11 protein-coding genes are annotated in these 11,402 nt (G+C 35.2%); 7 read left to right on the forward strand and 4 right to left on the reverse strand.

Annotated elements, in window-relative coordinates; translation table 11 throughout:
- Together SLH46_RS21425 and SLH46_RS21430 are read left to right on the forward strand one after the other, a co-directional pair.
- A partial coding sequence (locus SLH46_RS21425; protein ID WP_320283274.1) for a DUF6443 domain-containing protein occupies nucleotides 1-3,115 on the forward strand: 3,115 nt, incomplete at its 5' end.
- Entirely contained in the window at nucleotides 3,099-3,671 is a 573-nt protein-coding gene (locus SLH46_RS21430; RefSeq protein ID WP_320283275.1) for a hypothetical protein, read from the forward strand. The genes SLH46_RS21425 and SLH46_RS21430, both read left to right, overlap by 17 nt.
- A 475-nt stretch (nucleotides 3,672-4,146) precedes the next feature.
- Here SLH46_RS21430 and SLH46_RS21435 read toward each other — a convergent pair whose 3' ends face one another.
- From SLH46_RS21435 to SLH46_RS21450, 4 genes are all read right to left on the reverse strand, one after another.
- Nucleotides 4,147-4,521, reverse strand: a complete 375-nt coding sequence (locus SLH46_RS21435; RefSeq protein ID WP_320283276.1) for a hypothetical protein — start codon at nucleotides 4,519-4,521, stop codon at nucleotides 4,147-4,149.
- A 62-nt stretch (nucleotides 4,522-4,583) separates the two neighbouring features.
- Complete coding sequence (locus SLH46_RS21440; protein ID WP_320283277.1) at nucleotides 4,584-5,234, reverse strand: bacteriocin fulvocin C-related protein; 651 nt, start codon at nucleotides 5,232-5,234, stop codon at nucleotides 4,584-4,586.
- Between the two features lie 15 nt (nucleotides 5,235-5,249).
- Nucleotides 5,250-5,954: a hypothetical protein gene (locus tag SLH46_RS21445; RefSeq protein ID WP_320283278.1), complete on the reverse strand. Its 705-nt coding sequence runs from the start codon at nucleotides 5,952-5,954 to the stop codon at nucleotides 5,250-5,252.
- Nucleotides 5,927-6,274: a PadR family transcriptional regulator gene (locus SLH46_RS21450; protein WP_320283279.1), complete on the reverse strand. Its 348-nt coding sequence runs from the start codon at nucleotides 6,272-6,274 to the stop codon at nucleotides 5,927-5,929. Before SLH46_RS21450 ends, SLH46_RS21445 begins: the two co-directional genes overlap by 28 nt.
- Nucleotides 6,275-6,412: 138 nt before the next feature.
- On the opposite strand from SLH46_RS21450, the gene SLH46_RS21455 reads away from it, so the two are divergent.
- The 5 genes from SLH46_RS21455 to SLH46_RS21475 all read left to right on the forward strand — a co-directional run bounded on the left by SLH46_RS21455 (nucleotide 6,413) and on the right by SLH46_RS21475 (nucleotide 11,376).
- Nucleotides 6,413-6,754 (forward strand): LytR/AlgR family response regulator transcription factor, encoded by a 342-nt coding sequence (locus tag SLH46_RS21455; RefSeq protein ID WP_320283280.1) that lies wholly within the window; start codon nucleotides 6,413-6,415, stop codon nucleotides 6,752-6,754.
- A gap of 159 nt (nucleotides 6,755-6,913) precedes the next feature.
- The gene (locus SLH46_RS21460) at nucleotides 6,914-7,678 is read left to right on the forward strand and encodes an abortive infection system antitoxin AbiGi family protein (protein WP_320283281.1); all 765 of its coding nucleotides are present in this window, start codon (nucleotides 6,914-6,916) and stop codon (nucleotides 7,676-7,678) included.
- 178 nt (nucleotides 7,679-7,856) lie between these two features.
- Complete coding sequence (locus SLH46_RS21465; RefSeq protein ID WP_320283282.1) at nucleotides 7,857-8,279, forward strand: hypothetical protein; 423 nt, start codon at nucleotides 7,857-7,859, stop codon at nucleotides 8,277-8,279.
- A gap of 245 nt (nucleotides 8,280-8,524) precedes the next feature.
- Nucleotides 8,525-10,741: an AAA family ATPase gene (locus SLH46_RS21470; RefSeq protein WP_320283283.1), complete on the forward strand. Its 2,217-nt coding sequence runs from the start codon at nucleotides 8,525-8,527 to the stop codon at nucleotides 10,739-10,741.
- The gene (locus tag SLH46_RS21475) at nucleotides 10,738-11,376 is read left to right on the forward strand and encodes a UvrD-helicase domain-containing protein (RefSeq protein WP_320283284.1); all 639 of its coding nucleotides are present in this window, start codon (nucleotides 10,738-10,740) and stop codon (nucleotides 11,374-11,376) included. Before SLH46_RS21470 ends, SLH46_RS21475 begins: the two co-directional genes overlap by 4 nt.
- Nucleotides 11,377-11,402: the final 26 nt, after the last annotated feature.

The raw sequence follows: 11,402 nt of genomic DNA on the forward strand, positions 1-11,402 counted from the left end.
ATCGTACAACACTGGCGAAACAGCGCCTGTAGTGCAATATTATGATGGGTTTGGCCGTCCGATAGAAGTTGTGCAGGTAAAAGCATCGCAAAATGGTGCCGACATGATAGGCCTGCAAACTTACGATTACCATGGGAGAGACGACAAGCAATACCTGCTGTATGCAAAAAACTCGAACAATGGAGCTTTTGTTACTACTTCCACTTTTGCTTCATCACAAAGCACTTTTTTAAGTAGTATTTATGGTTCAACCGATGGCAGCAAAGGTTATGCGCAAACCGAATACGAACCATCAGCCTTAAGCAGGCCTGTTAAACAAGGGGCACCCGGTGCCAGTTGGCAATTAGATAATAATCCTGTAATCGTAAACTATAAAACCAACTCTACTGCCATCTCTTCATGGCGTTATACTGGTAGTAGTTATTCATCGGTTTCATTTCCGGCCGAAAGTTTATTTTTGACCGAAACTACCGATGAAGATGGAAAGGTAAGTAAACAATACTCCGACTTTGAAGGCAAACTGGTACAAACTGAAATTAACGGGCTAAGGACAGCTTATTGTTACGACGAACACGGTTTGTTACGTGCCGTTGTACAACCCAAAGGATCATCGCCGGCATCAACCAGCTCCTGTTTTTTATATAAATACGACGATAAAAACCGCATGGTGGAAAAGTGGATTCCCGGAAAAGGATGGGAGTATTTCGTTTACGATGACCGCAACCGTGTAGTACTTACTCAGGATGGAAACTTAAATACTGCTGATAAATGGCAATACACAATTTACGATGGGTTAAACCGACCCACAGAACAAGGAATTTGGAGCAGTACCTCATCTCGCGAAACTTTGGCAAATGCTGTTGAAAGCAATATCGATTATATGGAGGGAAGAACCAGTCGTGTTGCCTATAAATATTTGTCGTATGACGATTATAGCATGAGTGATGAAATTGCCCTTGGTTCTGATGCAGGTACTTTGGGAGAAAGCCAGGCTTCCGATAATACAGGGCGTTTAACCATGGAAAAGACCATCCTTTTAGATTATGAAAGCGGAATGGACCCCTGGATAACAACCACCTACTACTACGACAAATACGGGCGGTTGATTCAAACAGCGAAAGACAACCACCTAATGGGTAAAGACTATATTACAAATGCCTATAATTTTGCCGGTTTGGTTGAACAAAGCCGTTACCGTCACACCGCAGATGGTACCACAACTTATGTCGACCAATATACTGACTACGACCATCGTGGACGCATTATGAAAGTACGACACCGTATAAACGGGGGAACTGAAGTTTTGCTAACCGGAAATAATTACAACGAAGCTGGATCATTAGTGGATAAATACCTGCATTCGGTTAGTAATGGCACCTTTTTACAGCGTATGGATTACAGCTATAATATACGGGGTTGGTTAATCCAAATTAATAGTCCAACAAGTTTTACCGAAAACGATAAATTTGGAATGCAACTATATTACAATTCGTCACCAAGTGGAGGTAGTGCAATGTATAACGGAAATATCTCGGGTATAAATTGGGGAACACCGTCCAACACGAATATGCTTTACCGTTTTACATACGATGGCATTAACCGACTTACCAATGCTGATTTTTATAATAGTTCGTATAGCTCGTATGCATTGGATGCCAGCTATGGTTACGATAATAACGGTAACCTGGTAGATATAAACCGTAGAAACAGTTCAGGAACTTATATCGACCAAATAGACATTACCTACACCGGAAATCAAGTTTCTACAATTAAAGATCTTTCTGGAGATGCTTCGTCGACGGTTGATTACCCGGGTAGCTCTACGGCCCAGTCCTTTACTTACGATGCAAACGGTAATGTTACACACGAAAACCATAAACTAACCATTACCGATTACAATTTGTTAAACTTACCTCGCGAGATAAACTGGTCGGGGCAAAACAAGTACGTAAATTATTTTTATACTTTTGATGGTGAGAAGCTACGAAAAACGGTAGAAAACAGCGGTACTATCACAAAAATGGACTATTGTGGTATATTTGTTTACGAAACCAACAGCGGAACGCGTTCATTAAAATATATTATTACACCTGAAGGAAGGGCCGTTAAAAACGGCAGTAGTTGGGATTACGAGTATAACCTGAAAGACCACCTTGGAAACGTTAGAGCAGTAATTGATGACTCAGGAGTACTTGTACAGGAAAGACATTATTATCCGTTTGGCATGGAGATGAGTTCACTTAGTTCGGGTTCCAGTACAAACAATTATCAATACAACGGGAAAGAGCTGGAGAATGATTTTGATTTGGGGTATTATGATTACGGGGCTAGGTTTTATGACCCAGCACTGGGTAGATTCCACACGCAAGACCTGCTTTCGGAAAAATACTACTTTCAATCATCATATGCATATGCAGCAAACAATCCAATCTTATTTATCGACTGGTTAGGAATGGAACCCAAAGTCAAGGGGCCATATTCAGGCAGAGCTTATGTCCGAAATAATGGTACGGTTGTAGTCTACAGAATTACAACTAGTCAAAGGGTGATGGCGAACATAACGAAGCAAGCAATATATTCAACTGGATGGTTAGGAATTGGCTTAAGTTTTGCAGAATCGTTAGGAGCTTTTGATGGAAAAGGGATGGCACAAACAACTCTTGGTGCAGGTATGAAATTTGGAGAAGATGTGTCCAGAGAAGCATCTAAACAAGCAATTGTTGGCCCGAATAGAGGTCTATTTGCTAAAACGTCAAGTGTGTTTGGGAAAATGGGAACAGGTTATAGTATTTATCAGGTCGCTCGAGCTGCAACAGATAATACACCAACTCAGGCAGAAGCATTACACTCGGCAACTTTTAATCTTACAGAGAAGTTTCAAGATGGGAATGTTAATATTGCCAACCCTGCTTTGATGGAATTTTCAAATGGAGAGAACTCTGAAAGTGTGGAGAACCACATGAATGCCATCTATAATACTTTGGAGCAAAACCTTTCAGGTTTTGATTTGACGACAAACAAAGGTGTTAAAGAGGCGAATAATTACCTTAATGACAACCTTGACCAAATTGTTAGACAAGTAAACCAGATGCTCAAAGATGATGAACAACAATAAAGATATAGATGCCAAGTATACATTGATTAATTCTAAAAGATTCTACTTCAAGAAGGTAACTGGACAGATATTGGGAACAATTGCCATACTGCTTGGAGGGGCTGTTATTGGAAGAGGAAGAGATGGCAGTTTCATTAGTTTGTTCGTTGATGTTTCCTTTTTTGTTGAAGTAATGTTATTTGTTTTTGCGCTTATTTTAGTTATGTTTTCAATCGCTCTTCAGTTTAATAAGGAAAAGAACAAAGGGGAAATTTACTTTGACACAGACCGTTTGGATTTATCAGGTAAAGAAATAAGCTTGGCAAATACCCTAGTAACCGTTTCGCTTAATGCCTCGAAAGAGAAACGGATTTACGAACGAACAATAAAAGATGGCGGAGGTAACAACTGGGTGGAATTTATTCAAAATGGTAAGCTAGAAAAGTTTGAGTTTTTAATCCCCTCACAGAAGAAAGAAGAAGAACTGACAGGGTTAATAGATGAATACTGGAAGAAAGGATATACAATTGAATTAAAATCTTCACAGCCTTCATTTTGGGAGAAATTGAGTTTTTAACAAATAGAGTATGCATGAGAAGAGCCCGACATTAGACGGGCTCTTCTTTATAATACTTGAAATACTTTTACTTCCGTAAGCCTGGCGGGCTTTGGTAGCGGTAAAAAAATCAGTATTGCAACAAGATTAGGTGCTAATGATAAAACTATCTTACGAACTGGTGCAGAATTAAAGTTGAAACTGCTTCAATGGTTGGGTATAAAGGCAAATGAAAAGAAGAAATAGTCATTGTGGATTCAATAAATTATTACAAATTACTTGGAGGAATAGCAGCCCTGATATTGGGGATAGTTTTTAATTATTAGGATAAAAAGTCCAATAGAACCAAAGGAAGATGTCATCAAAGACAATATTGGAGGACTTATTGGTTCTGTTCTTGCTATTGTTCTTGGTATATCACTAATAATAAAAAGTTTTGGCTAAGATGGAATTTAAACATGACAAGAGAAGTCGGCAATTGCCAGGCTTTTGTATTTTAGAGTTCTATCAGTTCATGAGTCATTCTGCTAAGCAAACCGTGCATTGCTTTTAACGTCACTTCTTTGTCAAAAATAAACCGGTGCCTGGCGGCTTTGGTTTGCTGTATAAGTTCTGCATATTCTTCAGGCAGATTGGTAACAAAAACAATTTGTTTGGGGTGGAAAACAGTGTTGTAATCTTTTAAGGTATTGTCAAAAAGCTGGTTCAGGAGTTCCACGGTAACCTCCGGCTTCTTATTAAAAACCGGCTGAAAGGCAAACTCGCTTAAGCCATCCATTGAGTGAAGAGCCAAAATCCATCCTTCGGTTGTTTTTATTTTTGCTGCATGTATATAAATACGCTCAAATACTTTCCCTGGTCCTTTTTTCATTATTTTTAGTTATAAATGTTTCAAGTATACCTTAACCACTATGAAATTATAATTTCATACAGTTATTGGCCATATATACAGCTCCCATCGCATTCCTCCATGCCCAATATTCCGCATCCCATAATTTGTCCCGTTCTACAATTTTGACTCTCCACACAAGAAGCTTGAGTATCATTGCAAAAATCGCTACCAGTGTTACAGGAACATTCACTTCCTGCCATTGGATCTGTAGAAACAGATTTTGTGTTCATCCCTAGGTTCCGCTCCGTTTGAAGCGAAGCAACTATAAGACTTAATGTTTCCTTATCCCATTCCAGAGTGTCAAGAGCATACCCTTCCCATTTAACATAAAAATCCAATAGCTCGTCAAACAATTCTGAGTTTTCAGGATCAAAATGTTTTACTGTTAGTTGATTCATAAAACTTTCGATATGAATTTGTTCCTTCTCGCTAAAGGAAGGGTCTAATAGCAGTGTCTCATATTTTTCGTTCCAAAGCTCAAATCTCCTCTCGGGCGTATTCATTCTTAATGCTGCTCGCTGAATTTCTGTACTATAGCTTGCAAGCAGTTCTAAATTGCAAGTTTCAAATAATTCCAGGTTTTCTTTTACAAAAACATCAACCTCCTCATCACACGAATATTGATATTGTTCCTCATCACAAGCAAACAATAAGGTTAATAAACCAATAATCATCAATACCTTTCTTCTCATAAACGTCTTTTTTTTCTAATTTAATTTTGTATCTCTATAATATCTTCTATATATCCATACAAAGGCAACGGATATAATCAGTGGAAAAATATATTCAAACCAGGTAAAAGTATTCCATACTTTAAATAAAAGTAGCTCCTTTTTTATAAGTTGTCTGATTAGCATATAGTATAACCGGTCTATGGATGCAAGAATAATAGTACCAATTAAAATATAAGTTGCAGCTTTTGGGTCTAGTTTTATTTTACCAATAAATTGCAGGAAGCGTTCTTCTTTTCTAATTAAGCTTAAAGCCCCGACAAAGGTCAGAAGGCAAATCACTTGCAGGAATATCCTGCTAAAGGTGTAGGAAACATGTGGAGGGATGCCCAGATTTGCAAGTGCGATCAATATACTTTTATCGATTACCAATGCAAGGTAACTCGCAAAGAAATAGAAAAATATACCGCCAAATAATCCCAACGTTTTTTTGATTTGTAAAAAGTGAAAATTCGAATCTTCAAACTCGCTCTCCCAATCCGTTTTATTGCCTAGTCTTTTAATTGCGAGTAAAAATGCTTCATCATCATCAAGATCTTTGCTTTTGTACTCGTCGTAACGATCCAAAAGATTAGCTTTGAGGTCTTCGCAATCCCGTTGTGTTATGGCGGGAGAAGATTTTAAATCTTGTTCCCATTCTTTTAACTTTTCGTTTAAATTGAATTCGGCTGTGGCTTGCATAATTGAATTAACATTGTGTGAATCAGTTGCCAGTTGTGAAATTCCTTCTCTAGTTCCTTTTCTCCAACCTGCAATAGCGAAAAATACCTACGAGCTCTTGTGCCTGAAGTGTTCCAGTATGATCTGATATAGCCTTGCTGTTCCAGTTTTTTCAGAACTGGATAAAGACTTCCATCTTTCCATTTAATTTTTTCATTAGATAATTCGTATACCTTTTGTATAATCTCATAGCCATACGAATCGCCTTCTTTTAAAATTGCCAGAATAAGAGGTATGGCAGATGCTCCAATTAATTCCCTGGAAATGTTATTAACTTTCATTCTAATTTAATACTAAGTTGATCAATGTATAGATGAATTAATTATTTTTGTCATCATGGATCAAAAGTATTAAATTTTATTTAAGGCTTAAATAAATATGAACGATATATAATTACGAACCCTAACTGGAGCTAGTTTATGATTAACAAATCTTTATTAATAACGAATGCAAAATATTCGGAAATAGTAAAACTTGATGAGGTTGTTTTGATAGAAGCCCAAGGAAGTTATTCCGAAGTGGTATTAGATAGTCATCGAAAAATTTTGGCAACCCGAAACCTTGGATGGTTTGAAAAGGCCGCTAAAGATCAATCATTTTTCAGGGTTCACAAATCGTTTTTAGTGAACCTTAATTTTGTACAAAAAATTTTTCACGGCGATCAGCAAATTATTTTAAGTAATGGAAGCAATATCCCTTTATCGAGAAATAAAAGAAGTGAGTTAAAAAAACGATTAATTGAACTACTTATGATTGATTAATTCCACTAGATGATATTTTTACGATTAAACATAACATGTGTTGTTATCCCACCAATTTTACGGAATAGCTTTAACTTAAAATGCTAAATAAAGAAAATAGCAAACATGGATATGATACACACTGTAAGCAAGGCTAAAAAGTATTGACACAAATTTAGAATGAAAGAAGAATCTCAAATAAGCGCAGACTTTCTATTTCACTTCACGACAAAAATAGAACATTTAGAAAGCATACTTCTCAATTATTTTATGCCATTTTACTGTCTTGAGAAATTGGATTATTTAAACTTAATCGATAGTAAAACAAACGATTCATTTGAGATGGCTTTTCCCTTAATATGCTTTTGTGATATTCCGACACCATTACAAAAAAATCACAGATTTAGATTTGGAGACTATGGAATAGGCTTAGACAAATCTTGGGGAATAAAAAATAGATTAACACCTGTTGTATATACTCATAAATATTCAATGCCATCTATAAATTTGAAATATTTTGCAGAATTGTATGAACGATTATCAGATAATAAAATAACCGAACAAGAATTACAAGGACTTAATAATCATATTTCGTACCTATTAATGAATTACAAGTCCTATGAAGGATTTGCATATATAAAAGACCAACAAAAGTTTGACTCCAAAATCACAAGATTTTATGACGAAAGAGAATGGCGGTTTCTACCAATTGATTGCAATGGACTTAAACTTAACTTGACTCGAGATGAGTTTGAATCAAAAACAATTTTAGAAACGGAAAATCGTAAGATACAAAAGGATAATAAACTAAAATTTAGATTATCAGACATTAAGTATTTGTATTTAAAACAGGAATCAGAAATTGAACCCTTTTTAAAAACTCTAAATACAAAATACTCTGACTCAGAACTTGATGAGATTAAACAAAAAATTTGTATAGTATAAATGAAAATAGAAATATAGCCCAACTTATGACACATGGATTAAGTCCTGGCTGAGTTTGTACGGATTCGACAAATCGAATCTCGTCCCAACCTCAGTTTCGGTCTGACACTAGACTCTTGTCAGACCGACACTACCTCATACAACCACAGTTCGCAAACATTTTAAAAACTGAAAAATTATGGCAGAAAAAACATTTGACCAAGAATTCAATGGATATCGATTGGAAAGTAAGATAAAAACTCTTTCAACCAAATCGGGAGTTTATGGTGTTTATAGGTGTATTTACAACAGAGAAAAAGACACGGTAGATTTGAAAGAACTAATATATATTGTCAAAGCCGACGATATAAATGACAGAATCAATACTCACGAAAAATGGGATGACTGGAAAACGTATTTAAAAAGAGGAGAAAGCATTTGTTTTTGTTACACGTTTATCGATAAAAATTACAACGAAAGAGTTGAAGCGGCTTTAATAAACTACAATCAACCGCCTGAAAATATTGAATACAAAAATTCTTTCCCGTTTGATAAAACTACTGTTAACTGTTCAGGAAGACATCGATTTATAAAAAGTAGCAATATTGTAAATAGACATTAACTTCAATAAACATCAAACAACTAAAGCAATGATTAATATTTCATTGACGGACTTCATTAAATATATTTCAAAAGTCGGATTCTCAAAATTTACATTTGCTAATTAAATTCATGGCCGTGAGAATAACAAGCTGCTTTTGACTTTTGGAAAGCAATAGGGGAGGGAATCGTTAATATACATCAGAGCAACAAAGAGAAATCAGTACTTGGCAAAATTTTGTAGGATTATGAACAAAACACTAAATAATGAACATTAAATTTATAGATGTCTTAAACTTCAGAAAATTAAAAAAATGTAGAATTGAATTATCTCTCAAAGAAACACTGTTTGTGGGAGCTAATAATAGTGGGAAGACAAGCGCAATGGATGCTTTAATATTATTCTTTAAAGCAAAATCAAGATTCACTTCAAAGGATTTTACACTTTCAAATTGGAAAGATATTAATTCAATAGGAGAAAAATGGATAAATACGCAAAAGAAGGAAGAACTTGATCTTTCTATGGAACCCTGGGAGAATTATGTTCCTTCAATTGATGTCTGGCTGGATGTTCAGCCTAACGAGATTCATCACGTTCATCATTTGATACCAACTTTAGATTGGACGGGAGGTTTATTAGGTGTTAGATTACGTTATGAACCCAATAATATTGAAGAACTATATACCGAGTTTGTTGATAAAATAAAAAGCTCTCAAGCAATCGTTAGTTCCCGAAAATTTCAAAATGGAGATTTTAAAATGTGGCCTAAAGATATGTGGGACTTTCTGGATAAAAGGATTAACAGCTTTTTTTCAGTTAAAACTTATCTTTTAAACCCAGAACTTAGTGATAATGTACAAAAGCTTCCTAACAATAGTATTCCATTAGAATCTGAAGCATTCAACGGGTTAATTAAGGTTGACATCATTAATGCTCAGCGTGGATTTTCTGGAACAAATCCTGAAGAAACAGAATCTTCAAATATTAAAAATCTATCTAGTCAGCTAAGAAGTTACTATGATAAACACCTTAATCCATTTGAAAATCCAACGCCGGATGATGTAAATGCGATGGAAGCTATACAAGAAGCGAAGAAGATCTTTGATACCAATTTAAAGGATAGTTTTAAAAGTTCATTGGGAGAATTGGAGTTATTAAACTATCCAGGTTTTGGTAATCCCAAAATTACTTTATCTAGTAAATTTAACACAGTTGAAAGTTTAAATCATGAATCTTCTGTTCAATATAGTCTAGATGAAAATCATCCTGAACTGAGTTTGCCGGAGAAGTACAATGGCCTTGGCTATCAAAATCTTATTTCAATAATATTTAAGCTTATTCGATTTAGAGATGAGTGGATGCAGGTTGGTAAAAGTTACAAACAAAAATCAGAAACTCCGGATAGCGATTTCGAACCGTTGCATTTAGTTTTGATAGAAGAACCGGAGGCTCATTTACACGCCCAGGTCCAACAAGTGTTTATTAATCAGGCTTATAATGTGTTGAGAAATAATACAAACCTAAAAGGCAATAACAAGTTCTCGACACAATTGATAATAAGTACGCATTCGAATCATATTGCTCATGAAGTAGATTTTACATCGCTCAGATATTTCAAACGAAATATTGTTAATAATGGAGAAATTAATACTTCTACAGTCATTAATCTTTCCAAAACTTTTGGAACAGAAGATGACACAACTCGTTTTGCAATAAGATATTTAAAAACTACTCATTGTGATGTGTTTTTTGCTGATGCTGTTATCCTTGTTGAAGGTCCTGTAGAAAGAATGCTGGTTCCTTATTTCATAAAAAGACATACAAACTTAAGCAACTGCTATATTTCGATTCTGGAAATTGGCGGTAGTCATGCTCATAGACTTAGACCTTTGATAGAGAGTCTGGGGGTAATAACTTTAATAATTACAGATATAGATTCAGTATACAAAAAAGAGGAAAGCGGAAGATGGAATAAAATTCAGCCGGAAAAGCAGAAAGGATACAAGACTGGAAATGACACATTAAAAAATTGGCTTCCGAATGAGGGTGATCTTGATAAACTGTTAGAACTTCCGGAGAAAAATAAAGATCATAAATCTTTGCCTATCAAAGTTGCTTATCAGATACCATTAATATTAGACGAAGAGGAGAGTATAACTGAAGTATATCCATACACATTTGAAGATTCATTGGTGCTGGAAAACCAAAGTGTATTTAAAGCATTCTCAGGAGCTACCGGATTGGTAAAGAAAATGTATAAAGCTTCTATGGAACCTGACATTAAGGATGCAGCGAAGAAAATGTATGAAGCTATAACCGCAGAGAGTGTAAAAAAGGCTGAATTTGCACTTGAACTTTTATTCCTTGAAGAGCCAAACAAATTAAAAACACCATTATACATCAAACAAGGCTTAGATTGGCTTGAGGAAAAGTTGTTAAACAAAAGCACTGAATTATCGCTTAACCAAATTTCTAAACCATGAGTTCTCAGATTAGTGACAATAATATTGACAACAGTGTTGATGATATAATATTCGAATGTTTAAAACTAGAGTCTCCAAAAAGTTTTTTCCTTTTTGCTGGAGCAGGTTCGGGGAAAACAAGGTCATTGGTAAATGTATTAGAGAAGTTCGAACACAGTTATGGAAAGCAATTTCGTTTGGAAAGGAAAAAGATTGCTACAATAACCTATACTAATGCTGCCGCTGACGAAATAACCCACCGGTTGAAACATAGTTCCATATTTCATGTAAGTACAATACATAGTTTTGCCTGGGATTTAATAAAAACTTTTACTCACGATATTAAGCAATGGTTGAGAGAAAACCTTAAAGATGAGATCTCAGACCTTGAAGAGCAACAAAGTAGAAGTAGAAACCTCCAGAATAAAACTTCTATTGAAAGAGCCAAAAAAATAGAATCAAAGAGAAAACGTGTTCAATATTTAGACAGGATTGTAAGATTTACCTATAATCCTAATGGGGATAACACAACCAGAGACTCGCTAAACCATGCAGAAGTAATCAGTATTGCTGCTTTCTTTATTAATACAAAAAGCTTAATGCAAGATTTACTTATTTGTGTAAATCTTCAGCCTAATTTGGACACGTTGGTATAAAAATTAAGAGATGGTTTTCTTAATTT

This window comes from Draconibacterium sp. IB214405 (assembly GCF_033963885.1).
Taxonomy (GTDB): Bacteria; Bacteroidota; Bacteroidia; order Bacteroidales; family Prolixibacteraceae; genus Draconibacterium.

Excerpts from the sequence above, each read along its gene's own strand:
- SLH46_RS21430 (WP_320283275.1), top strand. The coding sequence starts at position 3,099 with ATGATGAACAACAATAAAGATATAGATGCCAAGTATACATTGATTAAT.
- SLH46_RS21435 (WP_320283276.1), bottom strand. The coding sequence starts at position 4,521 with ATGAAAAAAGGACCAGGGAAAGTATTTGAGCGTATTTATATACATGCA.
- SLH46_RS21440 (WP_320283277.1), bottom strand. The coding sequence starts at position 5,234 with ATGAGAAGAAAGGTATTGATGATTATTGGTTTATTAACCTTATTGTTT.
- SLH46_RS21445 (WP_320283278.1), bottom strand. The coding sequence starts at position 5,954 with ATGCAAGCCACAGCCGAATTCAATTTAAACGAAAAGTTAAAAGAATGG.
- SLH46_RS21450 (WP_320283279.1), bottom strand. The coding sequence starts at position 6,274 with ATGAAAGTTAATAACATTTCCAGGGAATTAATTGGAGCATCTGCCATA.
- SLH46_RS21455 (WP_320283280.1), top strand. The coding sequence starts at position 6,413 with ATGATTAACAAATCTTTATTAATAACGAATGCAAAATATTCGGAAATA.
- SLH46_RS21460 (WP_320283281.1), top strand. The coding sequence starts at position 6,914 with ATGAAAGAAGAATCTCAAATAAGCGCAGACTTTCTATTTCACTTCACG.
- SLH46_RS21465 (WP_320283282.1), top strand. The coding sequence starts at position 7,857 with ATGGCAGAAAAAACATTTGACCAAGAATTCAATGGATATCGATTGGAA.
- SLH46_RS21470 (WP_320283283.1), top strand. The coding sequence starts at position 8,525 with ATGAACATTAAATTTATAGATGTCTTAAACTTCAGAAAATTAAAAAAA.
- SLH46_RS21475 (WP_320283284.1), top strand. The coding sequence starts at position 10,738 with ATGAGTTCTCAGATTAGTGACAATAATATTGACAACAGTGTTGATGAT.